The sequence below is a fragment of the Exiguobacterium sp. s146 genome (assembly GCF_018618415.1).
GTDB lineage: Bacteria > Bacillota > Bacilli > Exiguobacteriales > Exiguobacteriaceae > Exiguobacterium.
This window is the reverse complement of record NZ_JACSMA010000001.1, coordinates 1-16,066: the sequence shown is the minus strand read 5'-3', so window position 1 is coordinate 16,066 and position 16,066 is coordinate 1. Positions and strand designations below refer to the sequence as shown.

Below are 16,066 nucleotides of genomic sequence, written 5' to 3'. Positions count from 1 at the left end.
CTCTATCCCAAAAACGGGCATCTCGCGAGAGATGCCCGTCTGGCCTTACTGTTTCTGTTTCGGCTTGAATGGCCACCAGACGCCGTCCCCGAACGATACGGTGATGGCTGGAATGAGCAGTGGCAGTACAATCAATCCGTATAGTAACAATCCGGTGATGACGATCGTCGCAATTTGGACGAGACTGAGCACGCCCGATGGAATCATCGCCCCGAACGTCCCGGCGAGGATGACGGCGGCGGTCATGATGACCGTCCCCATCTTCGTCATTGAATGGGCGAGCGCGTCGCGCACCGTCATCCCGTTGATGGACTCCTCGCGGAATCGATCAAGCAGGAAAATCGAATAGTCGATACCGAGCGCGATCAGCATGACGAATCCGAAGAACGGAACCGCCCAACTGATGCCGTCATAACCGAGTCCTTCGACGAAGATGAGCTCCGTGATGGCCGCTGACGTGTAGTACGTCAGTAACAACGAGCCAATCATATAGAGCGGCATGACCATCGAACGGAACAACACCGTCAAGACGATGAAGAGCGTCACGAGCATGATGGCGACCGTCCGATTGAAGTCGTTCGTCGACGTCTCATTCAAGTCGCTGTTGATGCTTGAGATGCCGGCATAACCGATTGTCGCCTCTGCGAACGGCGTATCCGTGACGACACGGTCCATCGTCGCTTTCACGGTCTCGACCGTATTGATTGCTTCCGGTGAGTACGGGTCCATCTCGAGGATAACTTCGAGCTGTGTCGCCGTCCCGTCGTTAAACACATAGCGCTCGACAGCCGGGGCGAACTCGTCTGATGTGAGCGTCCCTTCCGGTAGATAGACGCCCGTATCGCGCAGACTGTCCGAATCACTGAGATCGGTCAGGAACGCGACCGCTTCGCCAAGACCCGTCTCGATTTGGGCGAGTCCTGCGTTCGCCTCGCCGACACCCGTCGCGAGTTGGCCGAGACCTGCTCCGAGTTCTCCTGCTTGTGCGCCTTGTGCCGTCAACGCCGCGGCCGCTTCATTAATGCCTGCCTCGATTTGACCGAGACCGGCTGATACTTGCCCGAGCTGCGCCACGGTCGCCGGGATGTTTTGTGTCGCCGTGAGTCCTTGACCAATCAATCCGAGCTGCGCATTCAATTGACCGAGTCCCGCTGCCGCTTCCGCGAGCGGCGCCCCGGCGTTTGACGTGCCGGCCGGGAGTTGGCCGACGACGGCGTTAAGACCCGTTTCAACTTGCGCGAGTCCGTCCTGGACGTCCCCGAGACCGGTCTCGGCTTCGGCGAGCCCTGTGCTCACTTGTTCGAGCTGGGTGTCGACGTAAAAGTCATCAATGACGTCGCCGGTCGGACGCGTCACGGAACGGACGCCGCTCACACCGTCAACTTTTGCGAGTTCACTCGAGAACTTCTCGATGTACGGAATCTCCGCTTCAGACAGCGCGCCGTCTTGTTTCAAAATAACTTGGACCGGGAGCGACTCGCCCTGACCGAATCCTTCTGAAATCAAGTTGAGGCCGCGAACCGAGTCATAATCGTCGCCAATCTCGTCGACCGTGTTGAACGAACGGGCGTCGTCATACGTGAACAACACCGGTACCGTGATCAAGGCGACGACGAGAATCGAGACGAACGGTCGATTGACCGAGATGCGGCTGAATCCGGCCCACAGGCGGCTATCGTGATGCTCGCCCGCCTTCTTCGACGGCCAGAACAACCGCTGCTTGAGCGTCGCCATAAAGAACGGGACGACCGTGAACAAGATGAGCAAGAGGACGGCAATCCCGACCGCGACCGCGACGGCCGATTTAAAGATTGGGAAGTCGGCGAAGCCGATGGCGGCAAAGCCGACGAACACGGCGAGACCGCTGATGAGGACGGTCCGCCCTGCCGTCTTATACGTGTTGACGATGGCATCTTCAATCGAATGACCCGCACCGAGTTCTTCTTTATACCGGCTGAGGAGCAAGATGCAGTAGTCGGTCCCGATTCCGAATAAAATCGCCACGAGGAAAATCTGCGTATAGTTCGAGACCGGGAAGCCGAACCACTCGACGAAGAAAGCGACGAACGATTGGCTCAACAAATATGTGAAACCGACCGCGATGAGCGGAATGAACGGCGTCACGATGGAGCGGAACACGAGCAAGAGCAAACCGAAAATGAGGACGACGGTGATGATCTCGGTCTTCTTCAACCCTTCCTGGGCACTCAAGTTCACATCGTTGTTGATGATTTCCTCTCCGGTGATGTAGACGGTCTCGTCTTCCGGGAGGATGTTCGCTCGCACGTCATCGGCGAACGCATTGATGTCTTCCATCGACCCTTCGACCGTGATTGGGACGAGCACGATACGTCCGTCCTCTGAGACGAGCTGCGCTTCCGTCTCTTCACTTTCAAACGGGTCGAGCACGTCTTTGACGACCGTGTCGTTTTGTTCCATCTCGTCGATGACCCGGGCAATATCGGCCCGTTCGGCGTCACCGAGCGTGTCGAACTCGTAGACGAGCGAAATCGTCTTATCGCTCTTGCCAGCGGCGTTCAAGATTTCCTGCGCCCGTTGCGAGTCCATGTCCTCGGATAATTGGAAGCTGCCGGCTTGTTCGGCCTGCTTCGTCAAGTTCGGGGCCGCCACAAATAAGGCGGCCGTCAAGACGATGAGACCGATCAAGATGCCCCAGCGCCATTGAATGATTTTATGCACGTGTTATTCCTCCCCAATGCGAAGCAGCTGTTTGATTTTCCGGAACGTCCGGACGAACTGTTCGATTTCTGTCTCTTCAATCTTTCCGTCGAGTAATGATTCGACATAATGATAGACGGCTGTATCCGCCGCTTCGACGACCCGACGGCCGGATTCGGTCAGTTCAATCAATCGCTCACGCTGGTCTTGCCCGCGTCGACTGACGACGAGTTCTTTCTCGACGAGCTTCTTTAACCGGTTGGAGACGGCACTTTTATGGACGCCTTGTTTTTGGGCTAACTGTCCGGCTTGAATCGGTCCGAATTGTTCAAGCAGTTTGAGCAGTTGTAACTGTTCCCGCGAATAGTCGCGCCAGACGTCGCCTTCCATCGCCTCGATGACGTGCTCCGCACCTTGGAACATGACTTCCTCGAACAGTTGGACGGCTTCCCGCATCAACTCTTTCATTTTGGTTTACCCCCTAAACTAGATAAGGATAGTTTATGCCCTAAACTAGATGACGTCAAATATAAAGGCCGTCCAGATGTTCCCCTGGCCGACCCGTATGCGCGTATGTATCCTTCAACCGATCCATGTGACGAGCGCCTCCCGCTCTCGCGCCGCCTGGGCGAAGACCCGTTTCAATTCATCGAACTGGTCAAGTAAGTACTGTTTCTCCTCACGTCCCCACTCGCGTTCGAACGGATACAGTTCCTGCTCGTTCATCGTCGTGACGTCGTAACGCGCTTCGAGCGCGTCCAGCTCAATGAATTGAAGCCGCGTGGACAAGTCTGCCACTTCCTCCGGCGTCAAATAGGCGATGCCCGTCTCCTCGTCAATGACATCGCCTCCGAACACGACCTTACCGAGCGAATGGCGGTCAATCTCGTCCAAATCGGTCGACCCCGTCAATAGAAAGTAAAGCCCATGCCACGCTTTATCGATATCGGTCTGTCGTTCCTCATCTTCCAACAGCTGTTCGAAGCGGTCCGGCTCTTGCAACAGTCCTGTCAACTCTTCGGCCGATATTCGCATATAGACGCCAACCATCCCCATGTCTGAATTCCCTCCCCAACTCGTTTGTCTGACTATTCGGCACGGTCATGAAAAAAACCTTCCGAAGAAGGTTTAGCACATCGCTGCCGCGACACGGAGTCCTGAGACGTATGCACTCTCAAATCGCGTCCGCCCCGAGGCGTCATCCGGCTCGAGGAAGACGTCACCGGCCAGATAGATGTGGTCGTTCACTTGATAGAACGGCTCATGCCAGACGTCGGTCGCCTGCGCATAGCGCCACCGTTTCAACTGTCTCGATTGAATCCCGGCTGCCCCGGTCACTGTTTGCAACAGCCGCTCAATCTCTTGAAGCGTCTCTTCATCTGACCGCTCATACCAATTCTCGCTCCACGACTCGTCCATATAGACGCTGACGAGTTCGGTCACCGAGATGCCTTTTTGGCGGTTGTTGATGACTTTCAGCAAACCCGGTGCCAAGTCCGTATCGCGAATCCCGTCTGGACCGATGGAAACCTCGCCAGCGAACTCGAACAAACCGACGAACGTCGGGGCGTACGTCAATCCATGCAACGCCGCATCGACCGGCAAATCGGCGAGCAAGTCGAGCGTCTGCGGCAATGGCGACGTAATGAGGAGACGGTCGTACTGCCGCATCGTTACATCCGTCTGGACGCGGACCTGATCCTCTCCTATCGTAATCGTCTCGGCCCGCTCGTTCAAACGAACAGGCAAGCCGTCGGCCACTCGTTTCGCCAAGGCGTTCATTCCGTCGACGGCGACGTAGCGCGGATACGGGTCGGCGTACCACACGTTGACCCAACCTTTCGTCTGCCAGTCAGCAACGTCTTGTTTGAGCGCCTCCCCGCGTACAGTGAAATAGACCGCCCCGTGATCGGCTTTGCCGTCTCCAATCCGTCTCGTCGCCAAGCGTCCCCCGACGCTCCGACTCTTTTCAATCAGTTCAATCGTATGACCGTGACGCATGAGCTCGCGTGCTGCGACAATCCCGCTCAATCCCGCTCCGATAATGCCGATGTTCATGTCCATTCCCCCTTCTGTCAGGAAGATTGTATCATGACCGCGCACTCGTCGCCGAAACCGATGCGCTTCAGGCCGACCGATTCCACTGCTCGTCATATTCGCGGCGCGCATCTTCATACATGACAGCGAAACGACTGATGATGAACGGGCGGATGAGGGCGGTCGCCACGAATAAAGACAATGCAGCGAGAAAAACCGTATCGAAGTAGAAGAAAAGTGTCAATCCGAGCACGTACACGGGAATGAACGGCAAAACCAGCTTGAACGCCTCTCCTTTTCGCCCCCGCATCAAAGCGCGTGACTTGGTGATGGATTCGCGGATGGACAGCTTGGGCTCATCACGCAAAATAAAAAACGTGAACGCATAAGAAAAATATTTGATGATGCCTGGCACGAGGAAGAGCAATGTCCATAACAGTTGATATACCGTCACTACAATCGCGGCCGCCACATGTCTGTCATACCGCTGACGCATCGGTCGAAACACATGCTGAAACTGACTCTCCGCTCCTCGCACCGTCTCCAATAGCACCCAGTGGTAACCGATGATGATCGGATAAAGCATGAACGAAACGACCGTGCCGATCATCAACCACATTCCACTAGCGAACAGTGTACCCGTCCTCGTCCCGTATAAAGTCGGATCCAGGATCGTTCCCGCCTCCAGTATGAACGCACAGACAAACGACCAGCCGAGTAGCGTCAAATTCTTTCCTTTCAATGCTTCGTACGCCCGTTCATTCCATGTGTGGACCATCTTGTTTCCTCTTTTCATTTGTCTTTCCTGTCTTATACGCAACGTGGTGGGAAATGTTTCAACCTTACTAAAAAAACAGGGCGTTCGCCCTGTCCATCAGTCTTCCCGATATTCCAAAATGTCGCCCGGCTGACAGTCGAGTGCCTGGCAGATCGCTTCGAGCGTCGAAAAGCGAATCGCTTTCGCTTTGCCCGTCTTTAAAATCGACAAGTTTGCCATCGTGATGCCCACTTTTTCCGACAACTCGGTCACACTCATCTTTCGTTTCGCCAACATCACGTCAAGATTTACGATAATCGCCATATGTCTCACCTCAGACCGTCAAATCATTTTCTTGCTTCATGTCGATGGCACGCTTCAGTAGTTTTTGTAACAGCTCCGCGAACACGGCGACGACGAACGCCGCGAACACGAGGACAAGTCCGATCAGCAGAAACCCGGGTGCATCATCCCGATCGGCGAACCAGAAGAAGAACGGGAGCGTCGCGACGTAAATGCCGGTGATGGCCAACGCGCAGAATTTGATTGCGCGGAGTGATTGAACCGCCCGATACGAGAACCCTTCGTCGCGGTCAATCAACCGGAGCAGTCTGAACGTTTGGAACAGCGCGATAAAGAATGGGATGGCCGATCCATACATGCCGATCACAATCGGACGAATCGAGTCCTCAATCCAACTCCCGCTCTCGACCGCCTCACGCCAAATGTATGGGAGTAAGAACAAGCAGGCTGCCACAATCGGAGCAGCCAGAACGAATACGGCCAACCGTAAAAACACCGTCTCTCGTTTCATGATGAAGCCACCTCACTTCGTTTGATAGCTTCATCATATCCATATTTTTATCGTTTTTCAATAAATAATTGTTGTAAATAAATAAAAACCTCAGGATATCCTGAGGTTCAGCTTTAGTTTGCGGCTTCGAGTTCATCTTCTGTGACCCATTTATGGTTCGTGACGTCTTCCCCGTCCTCCGTCGTGAAGTCGACCATATACACCGTCGTCTGTTCGGCCGAATCGATGGTCGCCTCGGCGCCATCCATCCCGTCCATGTGATCGGTGGCGAGCGTCACTTCTGCTCCTTCTTCTAGCGGTGCCGCGTCCGGGCTGTCGAGTTCCTCATGGATGACCCACTTGTGATCCTCGACCGGGTCGCCGCCATCCGTTGGTGTATAGGAGACCGAATAGACCGTCGTGTCATAGGCGCCGACAATCGTCGCCTCGGTGCCTTCCATGCCTGGCATATGATCCGCCGTCATCGTCGCGGTCGACCCGACCGCGAACGTTGGGTCGGTCGCTTCACTTAACCCGCTCGGCACGTCCCCAGATCCCGAATGATCCATCATCGAATGGTCCGAATGCTCTTCTGTCGAATCACTCGTCTGTTCTTCTTCAGCGTTCCCGCAAGCTGCCAAACTCGTCGCGAGTAACATCGCGCTTAGCCCGGTCATCCATTTTTTCTGTTTCATCGAATCTCTCCCTTACGTCTTTGTCTTTATACGTTACCCTGCTACCGAGGTGATGAGACGTTTTTGAGACCGATGCGATGATTTGTTATCCGTTTGATAAAAAAAAGCCAAGATCCCGAAAGATCTTGGCTCGTCGATTATTCGACTGTGACCGACTTCGCCAAGTTACGTGGCTTGTCGACATCGCAATCACGCGCAAGTGCCGCGTAATACGAGATGAGTTGAAGCGGTAACACCGTCACGAGCGGTGTAAGGAGTGGTTCGACACGTGGCAAGACGAACGCATCGCTCTCGTGTTCCATACCTTCCATCGAGATCGTGCAGGCAACGGCGCCACGAGCGACAACTTCCTTGATGTTTCCACGGATGTTGAGGTGCGTGTTCGGTTGCGAGACGAGCGTGATGACCGGTGTGCCGTCTTCAATCAAAGCGATTGGGCCGTGCTTGAGCTCTCCACCTGGGTAGCCTTCAGCTTGGATATACGAGATCTCTTTGAGCTTGAGGGCACCTTCGAGACCGACGTATGAATCCATACCGCGACCGAGGAAGAACGCGTTGCGTGACTCTTTCAAGAACTTGTCTGCCAATTGCTCAAAGATTTCTTTTTGAGCCATGACCGAGTCCATGATTGTCGCGATACGCGCGAGCTCTGTCATGAGGTCAAACGGAAGCTTCTTGCCGTTCGCACGAGCGATGTCGTACGCGAGAATCGCGAGCACGGCGATTTGGGCCGTGTATGCTTTCGTCGACGCGACCGCGATTTCCGGACCGGCGTGGAGGAGCATCGTCTCGTTCGCTTCACGTGAGAGCGTTGAACCGGCAACGTTCGTGAGTGTGAGCGCTTTGTAACCGCGCTTCTTCACTTCGACGAGGACGGCACGGCTGTCCGCTGTCTCACCTGATTGTGAGATGAAGAGGAACAATGGCTTCTCTGTGAGGAGTGGCATGTTGTAACCGAACTCAGAAGCGACGTGCACTTCTGTCGGCACACCTGCGACGCGCTCAATCAATTGCTTGCCGACGAGACCGGCGTGGTAGCTCGTACCGCAGGCGACGATATAGATGCGGTCCGCTTCTGAGACGAGCGAGCGCACGCCTTCCGTGAGCTCGATGTCACCGGCTTCGTTCTGGTAATGTTGGATGATATTGCGGATGACGGCCGGCTGCTCGTCCATCTCCTTCAACATGTAGTGCGCGTACGTACCTTTCTCGATGTCTGAAGCATCGATTTCGGCCGTGTACGGCGCACGCTCGAGGACGTCACCGTCGAGCGTCTTGATCGTCGCTGATTCGCGCGTCAAGATGACGATTTCGCCGTCGTGGAGTTCGAGGTACTGGTCCGTCACCTGGAGCATCGCCATCGCGTCAGACGCCACGACGTTGAACGTACCGTCGCCGAGTCCGACGAGGAGCGGTGACTTGTTCTTGCCGATATAGAGGCGCTCTTGGTCCTCTGAGTCGATCATCGCGATCGCGTACGAGCCGTGGAGCTCAGACAACGTCTTGCGGAACGCCGCCTCGACGTCGCCGAGTTCGACGAAGTTCTTCTCCATCAACTGGACGATGACTTCCGTGTCCGTCTCCGAGAGGAACGGCACGTCGAGTGTCGCCTTGATCTGCTCGTCGTTCTCGATGACACCGTTGTGGACGAGCGTGAAACGGCCCGTCGTGCTCTGGTGCGGGTGGGCGTTCGGGACGCTCGGTACGCCGTGCGTTGCCCAACGTGTGTGGCCGATTCCAATCGTGCCGTCTACTTCTGCTGGTACGACTTCGCGTAGCGCGGCAATCCGACCGACTTCTTTATGCACGTTCACGCTATCATGCATCAAAGCAAGGCCTGCCGAGTCATAACCACGGTACTCGAGTTTTTCAAGACCTTTGAGAAGGATTTCCTTCGCTCCGGTGTTCCCAATCATTCCTACAATTCCACACATACAAAATTCTCCCTTTATTTTCGATTTCTCGAAAAAGGAAACGGGCTTTTTCTAAGAGCTGTCATTGCGCTCCCCTTTGGCCGTCCGGTCGCCCGGGCGTTTTGAGGGTTTGCTTGTAGTCGTGACAGGCGACTAGGAGGCATCCGCCGAAAACTCGATAACCTCCAACCTCGTCAACTCCGAAGAGTTCTGGCGCTTGTTTCGTACTTGGTGTCCTTCCGTTTCTAAGGGCACGCTCTTAATAGTACAAATCACACCTCCATTCGTCAAGAAAATCACATAATTTCACAGTGACAAAACGGAAACAAAAAGGGAACCCGCAGACGGATTCCCTTGTTTTATTCCCTATTTCGACAAAATTATCCTTCTACGCCGTAATCTTCGCGGACAACTTGTGCAATTCGTTCGACATAACGGTCACACTCTTCTGAAGTCGGTGCTTCCGCCATGACACGCACGAGTGGCTCTGTACCAGAAGCGCGGACGAGGATGCGGCCGTTGCCGTTCATTTCTGCTTCTGCTTCTTGAATCGTCGCGAGGACACGGTCACCGTTCATTGCCTCGTTTTTGTCCGTGACACGGATGTTGACGAGTTTTTGTGGGTAGACCGGCATCTCAGCCGCGAGTTCTGACAGTTTGCGGCCTGTCGTCTTCACAATTTGGGCGAGTTGGACACCTGAGAGCATGCCGTCTCCCGTCGTCGAGTGGTCGAGGAAGATCAAGTGACCCGACTGCTCGCCGCCGAGCGTGTAGTTGTGTTTCTTCATCTCTTCGACGACGTAACGGTCACCGACCGCCGTCTGAAGCGCCGTCATGCCAGCATCTTCGACTGCTTTATGGAAGCCGAGGTTACTCATGACCGTCGCGACGATCGTGTTGTCTTTGAGACGGCCTTTCTCGCTCAAATACTTCCCGCAGATGTACATGATTTTATCGCCGTCGACGATATCACCGTTCTCATCGATCGCGATCAAGCGGTCACCGTCGCCGTCAAAGGCGAGACCCATGTCCGCTCCTTTTTCACGAACGAACTGCGCCAAGTGCTCAGGGTGTGTCGAACCGACACCTTCGTTGATGTTCAAACCGTTCGGCGAGTTGCCGATTGTCGAGACATTCGCTTCGAGGTCAGCAAACAGACGTGCCGCGAGTCCGCTCGTCGCACCGTGGGCACAGTCGAGGGCGATATGGAGACCGTCGAAATCTTCGTCGACCGTCTGTTTCAACATTTGAAGATACTTCTGTGCACCTTCGTAATAGTCCGAGACGAAGCCGAGGTCTTTACCGACCGGACGTGGCAACGTGTCTTCCGCCGCATCTAAAATCGCTTCGATTTCTGCTTCTGTCGCGTCGTCGAGCTTGAAGCCGTCGCTACCGAAGAACTTGATGCCGTTATCTGCGACCGGATTGTGTGACGCCGAGATCATGACACCGGCAGTCGCATCGAGCGACTTCGTCAAATACGCGACACCTGGCGTCGAGATGACGCCGAGACGCATCACTTCGGCTCCAATTGAGAGGAGACCTGCGATGAGTGCGCCTTCAAGCATATGGCCTGAAATGCGTGTGTCACGGCCAATCAATACTTTCGGCTGTTCGCCGGCCGCCAAGTGTTTCGATAACACGTAACCGCCCGCACGACCTAAACGATAAGCTAATTCTGCTGTCAATTCTGAGTTCGCGACACCGCGGACTCCATCAGTTCCAAAATATTTACCCATAAATTCAATTCCTCACTTTTGTATGATTGAACGCCTCATTGAATCGAGGACGTTTCGGTTTGTTCATCGACGCTCGTCAATTCGATGTCGATTGTCTTCGGTGAGACGACAGTCACACCTTTCGGTACTTCATAGTCGACGTCGACCCCGTGTAATCCGCTCGGGAGGCCAGTCAAATCCAATGTGACGCGCACACTGTTCGACGTGATGCTCTCTAAGAGGGAACGCTTCCCGGACAAGGTGACTCCGATGACTTCAGGCGCTTGGAGCGTAAAGTTCGTCCGGTCATATCCTCGTACGGTCACAGGGACTGTCAAGCGGACCCGCTCCGTCAATTCACCCGTGTCGTCTCGCGTCTCATCCGCCGCTCGAACGAGCAATTGGACTTCCACTTGCTTCGTCTCAAGCGAGGAGGCGCCTTCCGGCAGGGCGAGCGTTGCGGTCACTTTGCCGGTCTTGTCGATGCCATCCAAATCAATCGGCTCCGTTTCCACGATGTCAATCGCATCGAGCACGTCTTGCGGCGCAAAGACACGGACTTCCGTCTCTTCGAGCAACGTGTCGACGAGTCTGAAGTCATCGGCCACGTCCCCCGTTGTCACCGCTTCGATTGGGAAGACGGCACTTTGTTCATAGACCGGCACCGACACACTGATGATGTTTGGTTCAACGGTCACGTTAAGCGGATTACCATTGGCGTCTAAAATCGTTGGCGTCAATTCCCGCGTGAACGTTTGACTTTGATTGGCGACATCGACGTTCAACGTGATTTCTTGAACGTTTTGAATCCGGCTGGCACCACCCGACACTTTCACCGTCGTCGGTTCGATGTCGGCGTCGCCGACCACTTTGCCTTCCGGCAATTGGTCTTTATTCAATAGGTTGACCGATACCGGGACTTCGACCGTCTGTTTGCGATCAATATAGATTTCGACCGTATCCCGCTCGAGTTCGACGTTGACGTCTCCGCCAAAGCCGCGTGCCTCGACCGGAACGCGATGGAAGCCTGTCCCAAGGTTCGTTAAATCGACGAAGACTTGATAATCTTTCACCAATTTAGTCATCGTCAAACTGCTGGACGGACCTTGCAGTTCAACGCTCATTTCTTCTGGGACGTTGTATGCCACGTACTGCACCTCATCGAAAAACACTTCGACGGGAACGTCGAGCGTCATCGAACTTTGTCCGACAATCGGGAGGGCGTTCGTGGAGTTGGTCGATGAACTCGTCTCGGCGACCATGAAATAAAGCAGGATGGCTAAAGCAAGTGCGATGACGCGGAGAAACCATTTATGTTGTAACCACTGATCAATCACTTACTTGTCCCCTCCTTTTTTATTAAAGAACGAGAGTGTCGTCTCTTTTTCTTCAATAACGAGTTCTTGGATCAACTTATTGCGAAGCGCCTCCTCATCCAACTCTCGATACAGACGACCCGCAATCGCGAGCGAAACGGCACCTGTTTCCTCAGAGACGGTGAGGGTCACGCTATCCGTCACTTCACTGACCCCGATGGCGGCCCGGTGTCGTGTCCCTAGCGCTTTATCGATATGTGGACTTTCCGACAACGGCAAATAACAGGCTGCCGCCGCAATTTTCCCATCTTGGATAATCATCGCCCCATCGTGGAGCGGGGTGTTCGGAATGAACAAGTTGATGATCAGTTGTGACGTGATGTGTGAATCCATCCGGATCCCGGTCTCGACATACTCGTTCAAGCCCGTATCGCGTTCAATCGCAATCAGCGCACCGATGCGACGTTTTGACATATATTGTGCCGAGCTGACAATCGCCTCGATCATTTGACGCTGTTTATCCTCGTCACTCGTGCTCGTGCGACCGAACAAGTTACTCGTTCGCCCTAAATGCTCGAGCCCACGTCGGAGTTCCGGTTGGAAGATGATAATAATCCCAAGTAACCCGTAGGTGATGACCTGATTCAATAGGAACTGTAACGTCTTCAACCCAAAGAATCCGCTGAGGAACCAGCTGACAAGGATAATCGAAATTCCTTTAATCAATTGGACCGCTTTTGTCCCACGTACAATCATCATCAACTTATAGATGACATACGTGACGACGACAATATCTAAAACGTCATTCAAATAATCGTACCAATGTACGTTCTCTGAAAGACTAAAAAATGATAAGAATGAAACCTGTTCAAGTAGCGGCAAATGCTCCCCTCCTCAACTACCTAGCCAATTCGTGCAAATTACATTATATCACATTTCCGAAACCGCGCATCGCCAGACGATAAAACGAAACCAGATTGAAACGAACAAAAAAGACGCCGTCTCCGGCGCCTTCCTTTAGAAGATTTGTTTGAACGAATACCACATCCACTCAAACATCCGATCGATTTGCTCGAGTTCTCCCGTGACTTCTCCAGCGCTAGCCAGATAAGCCCGACCGTGTACGGCCGTCGCGTTCCCGTTGACCGTCCCTTCAATCCGAAGGTCACCGCCTTGGACCGTGATGTCCCGCTCGACGGTTACGCCTTGGGGGACGACCACCTCGTTCGATGTCACAACGATGCCAGGCACTTTCGTGTACGTCATCGTCTCCGTCGATTCGTTCCATAGACCGAGTGTCGCGCTCGACATCAAACTAAAGAAGAGAGCGGCTGCCATCAAGCCTGGATGTTTACGGAACCACGTCATCCATTTGGATTGCGGTTTTCGTTTGGTCCGGACTTTTTCTTCAAATCGAGTCACCGGTGTGACCTCGACCCGTGCTTTCGCATCCGGCAAGGACGCCATGACACGGGCTGTAAAATCATCGGACAGTTTGGGCCGTGGTAAGGCCTTCAGTTCGGCATCTATTCGTTCGTAGTGGAGATACGCTTCATATAATTCGTCGTCCTCCAACAATTGACGTAGTTCGTCAGATTCTTCGGGCAGGATGCCATCTTCCAAATATTGTTGTACTTTTTCTTCAGGAGTCAATTGAACCCCTCCCTGTTTTGAAAGATTGTCTTTAACATTTCTCTTCCCCGGAAGATCCTTGTTTTAACCGTAGCGACCGGCATATCGATCATGACGCTAATTTCTTTAAGCGATAAGTCATCCACGTATTTTAACAGCAATGGGATCCGATACTTGTCGGGCAGCTGTTTAATCGCTTCATGCATCTCGCCTCGAATTTCGCGATGAACGACTTGGGCGTCGGGTTGGGGTGCTTCATCAGCCAAGTGGTCCTGATAGGTCAAGCCATCGGTGCCCGCAATCTCGGCATCCATCGAATACTCCGGCTTTCGCTTTCTCAGACGATCGATTGCGACGTTTGTCGCAATCCGATAAATCCACGTCTTGAACTTGTACTGGGGATCGTACGTATCGATTCGGGTGTACGCCCGAATGAACGTCTCCTGGGCAGCATCTTCCGCTTCGCCTCGATCATATAATATCTTATAAGCGACAGCAAAGACACCATCCTTGTACAGTTCTACCAGCTCAGCAAACGAATCATGATTCCCCGACCTTAATTCGTCGACTAAACGGGTGGTCAGCCGTTCCATCAGTCCACTTCCCCTCTCCGCAACCTATGCGGTCATCCTTCTATACGGATTCATCTCTATGTAGGTTTCACTAAAATCGCAAGACAATAAAAAAAGTTTCCAAGTCCATTGTAACAAACAGACTTGGAAACTGTAAGGTCATCAGACAGTTTCACTTTCCAATAACAGGTTTTCTTTGGATTTCAAAATTGTCTTACATAACTCGAATGCCAACTGGGCCGTTGTGTCATCTTGATCGAGCGATGGATTTAATTCTACGAGTTCGACCGCGATCAAATCGTCAGCCTTCATCACTTCAGCCAAGATGGCTTTGCCCTCTTCGGCGGTCAATCCTTGATCGACTGGCGTGCCAGTACCCGGAACCAGTTTCGCATCTAAGCTGTCCATGTCGAAGCTGAGATAGAAACGATCCACACGTGCGCGCAAATAAGCGAGTGCTTCGTCCATCATGACGTCAACGCCACGTGTCCGAATCTCTTCGACTGTAATCACTTTAATGCCGAGTCGATTGATCTCTCGAATCTCACCTTCGTCGATATCGCGAAGTGCCATATACACTAAATGTTCAGGCGCGAGTTTCGGTTCACGTCCACCGACCTCGGTCAAACGGATATCACCCATCCCCATCGCCGCAGCGAGCGGCATACCGTGGATGTTGCCTGATGGTGATGTCTCACCCGTGTTCAGGTCAGCGTGCGCATCGACCCAGATGACGCCGAATGGTCCCGTTTTAGCAAGACCGGCCAACGTTCCGATTGCCATGCTATGATCGCCCCCAACGATCAACGGGAATCGTTTCGCTTGAATGTCAGCATCGACGACTTCAGCGAGTTCTTGGACGGTGTATAACACTCCGTCGACTCGCTTCAAATGCTCTTCACTGTTAATCATTTCAGATTCAGGTAAGACACGAATCGTCTGTTGCTTCGTTTCTGCGGGCAACAGTGTTTCCAATCCGAGTGTCCGTAATTTTGATGGACCTTGCTCGACGCCATGTTTCCCCTGTCCATAACGTAGTGGTACTTCAATATATGACCAATTCATCCCCATTCCCCCTTGAACGTTTATATGCTTATTGTAAACGCTACCAAACTCGTGGTTCAACTTCACACAATGATGAATAAACATACAAAAAGGCAGCCTGAATGGTGGCAGGCTGCCTTTCTCTGTACTCTCAAGTGAATGGTTCATGGATTTAGGCAAAAAAAAACTTAAGTCATAAGTAACTTAAGAAAAAAACAAATGGTGGAGCCTAGCGGGATCGAACCGCTGACCTCCTGCGTGCAAGGCAGGCGCTCTCCCAGCTGAGCTAAGGCCCCATAAAGGGAATAATATGGAGCGGAAGACGGGATTCGAACCCGCGACCCCGACCTTGGCAAGGTCGTATTCTACCACTGAACTACTTCCGCATAAAAATGAGCCATGCAGGGCTCGAACCTGCGACCCTCTGATTAAAAGTCAGATGCTCTACCAACTGAGCTAATGGCTCAAACCTGGTGGGGGGGGGCGGATTCGAACCGCCGAACCCGAGGGAGCGGATTTACAGTCCGCCGCGTTTAGCCACTTCGCTACCCCCCCAAGGAGTGCCGGCGAAAGGATTCGAACCCTCGACCCTCTGATTACAAGTCAGATGCTCTACCAACTGAGCTACACCGGCATATATGGTTTGATTGTTGATTAAAAGATGGTGGAGGATGACGGGATCGAACCGCCGACCCCCTGCTTGTAAGGCAGGTGCTCTCCCAGCTGAGCTAATCCTCCAAATGGTGACCCGTACGGGATTCGAACCCGTGTTACCGCCGTGAAAGGGCGGTGTCTTAACCGCTTGACCAACGGGCCTTAATTGGCTCCGCAAGTAGGATTTGAACCTACGACCTACCGGTTAACAGCCGGTTGCTCTACCACTGAGCTATTGCGGAACGATCTTGCCTGG

General features: G+C 53.3%; 15 protein-coding genes and 8 tRNA genes. All 23 read right to left on the bottom strand.

Going from position 1 to position 16,066, the window contains the following annotated elements; all coding sequences use genetic code 11:
• Nucleotides 1–45: 45 nt before the first annotated feature.
• Nucleotides 46–2,700: an MMPL family transporter gene (locus KNP83_RS00115; RefSeq protein WP_214758817.1), complete on the bottom strand. Its 2,655-nt coding sequence runs from the start codon at nt 2,698–2,700 to the stop codon at nt 46–48.
• A 3-nt stretch (nt 2,701–2,703) separates the two neighbouring features.
• Nucleotides 2,704–3,147 carry a MarR family winged helix-turn-helix transcriptional regulator gene (locus tag KNP83_RS00110; RefSeq protein WP_214758815.1) on the bottom strand — a complete coding sequence of 148 codons (444 nt, stop codon included), beginning with the start codon at nt 3,145–3,147 and terminating at the stop codon, nt 2,704–2,706.
• A 114-nt stretch (nt 3,148–3,261) separates the two neighbouring features.
• Nucleotides 3,262–3,735 carry a YfbM family protein gene (locus KNP83_RS00105; protein WP_214758813.1) on the bottom strand — a complete coding sequence of 158 codons (474 nt, stop codon included), beginning with the start codon at nt 3,733–3,735 and terminating at the stop codon, nt 3,262–3,264.
• Between the two features lie 72 nt (nt 3,736–3,807).
• Entirely contained in the window at nt 3,808–4,737 is a 930-nt protein-coding gene (locus KNP83_RS00100) for an NAD(P)/FAD-dependent oxidoreductase (RefSeq protein WP_251139136.1), read from the bottom strand.
• Nucleotides 4,738–4,804: 67 nt separating this feature from the next.
• Nucleotides 4,805–5,494: a DUF975 family protein gene (locus KNP83_RS00095; protein ID WP_214758796.1), complete on the bottom strand. Its 690-nt coding sequence runs from the start codon at nt 5,492–5,494 to the stop codon at nt 4,805–4,807.
• A 96-nt stretch (nt 5,495–5,590) separates the two neighbouring features.
• Nucleotides 5,591–5,797, bottom strand: coding sequence for a helix-turn-helix domain-containing protein (locus tag KNP83_RS00090; protein ID WP_029594441.1), 207 nt, complete (start codon nt 5,795–5,797; stop codon nt 5,591–5,593).
• 10 nt (nt 5,798–5,807) lie between these two features.
• Nucleotides 5,808–6,287 carry a DUF2975 domain-containing protein gene (locus tag KNP83_RS00085; protein ID WP_214758789.1) on the bottom strand — a complete coding sequence of 160 codons (480 nt, stop codon included), beginning with the start codon at nt 6,285–6,287 and terminating at the stop codon, nt 5,808–5,810.
• 113 nt (nt 6,288–6,400) lie between these two features.
• A complete protein-coding gene (locus tag KNP83_RS00080; protein WP_214758778.1) occupies nt 6,401–6,961 on the bottom strand; it encodes a YdhK family protein in 561 nt (186 codons plus the stop codon).
• Between the two features lie 137 nt (nt 6,962–7,098).
• Nucleotides 7,099–8,895: a glutamine--fructose-6-phosphate transaminase (isomerizing) gene (glmS, locus tag KNP83_RS00075; protein WP_214758776.1), complete on the bottom strand. Its 1,797-nt coding sequence runs from the start codon at nt 8,893–8,895 to the stop codon at nt 7,099–7,101.
• A 359-nt stretch (nt 8,896–9,254) separates the two neighbouring features.
• Nucleotides 9,255–10,613 carry a phosphoglucosamine mutase gene (gene glmM, locus KNP83_RS00070; protein WP_214758774.1) on the bottom strand — a complete coding sequence of 453 codons (1,359 nt, stop codon included), beginning with the start codon at nt 10,611–10,613 and terminating at the stop codon, nt 9,255–9,257.
• A 35-nt stretch (nt 10,614–10,648) separates the two neighbouring features.
• Nucleotides 10,649–11,929: a CdaR family protein gene (locus KNP83_RS00065; protein ID WP_214758761.1), complete on the bottom strand. Its 1,281-nt coding sequence runs from the start codon at nt 11,927–11,929 to the stop codon at nt 10,649–10,651.
• Nucleotides 11,930–12,790, bottom strand: a complete 861-nt coding sequence (gene cdaA / locus KNP83_RS00060) for a diadenylate cyclase CdaA (RefSeq protein ID WP_024372448.1) — start codon at nt 12,788–12,790, stop codon at nt 11,930–11,932.
• A 135-nt stretch (nt 12,791–12,925) separates the two neighbouring features.
• Nucleotides 12,926–13,561 (bottom strand): hypothetical protein, encoded by a 636-nt coding sequence (locus tag KNP83_RS00055; RefSeq protein ID WP_214758758.1) that lies wholly within the window; start codon nt 13,559–13,561, stop codon nt 12,926–12,928.
• Complete coding sequence (sigW, locus tag KNP83_RS00050; RefSeq protein WP_021065187.1) at nt 13,558–14,133, bottom strand: RNA polymerase sigma factor SigW; 576 nt, start codon at nt 14,131–14,133, stop codon at nt 13,558–13,560. The genes KNP83_RS00055 and sigW overlap by 4 nt, the downstream gene beginning before the upstream one ends.
• Nucleotides 14,134–14,274: 141 nt before the next feature.
• Nucleotides 14,275–15,177, bottom strand: a complete 903-nt coding sequence (gene rocF / locus KNP83_RS00045) for an arginase (RefSeq protein WP_214758755.1) — start codon at nt 15,175–15,177, stop codon at nt 14,275–14,277.
• A gap of 199 nt (nt 15,178–15,376) precedes the next feature.
• Nucleotides 15,377–15,452: transfer RNA gene (locus KNP83_RS00040), tRNA-Ala, on the bottom strand.
• A 15-nt stretch (nt 15,453–15,467) separates the two neighbouring features.
• A tRNA-Gly gene (locus KNP83_RS00035) sits at nt 15,468–15,542 on the bottom strand.
• A gap of 7 nt (nt 15,543–15,549) precedes the next feature.
• Nucleotides 15,550–15,622 (bottom strand) — tRNA-Lys (locus KNP83_RS00030).
• Nucleotides 15,623–15,627: 5 nt separating this feature from the next.
• Nucleotides 15,628–15,711: transfer RNA gene (locus KNP83_RS00025), tRNA-Tyr, on the bottom strand.
• 6 nt (nt 15,712–15,717) lie between these two features.
• Nucleotides 15,718–15,790 (bottom strand) — tRNA-Thr (locus KNP83_RS00020).
• A gap of 28 nt (nt 15,791–15,818) precedes the next feature.
• Nucleotides 15,819–15,894, bottom strand: a tRNA-Val gene (locus tag KNP83_RS00015).
• A 3-nt stretch (nt 15,895–15,897) separates the two neighbouring features.
• Nucleotides 15,898–15,972, bottom strand: a tRNA-Glu gene (locus tag KNP83_RS00010).
• A gap of 5 nt (nt 15,973–15,977) precedes the next feature.
• Nucleotides 15,978–16,052: transfer RNA gene (locus KNP83_RS00005), tRNA-Asn, on the bottom strand.
• Nucleotides 16,053–16,066: the final 14 nt, after the last annotated feature.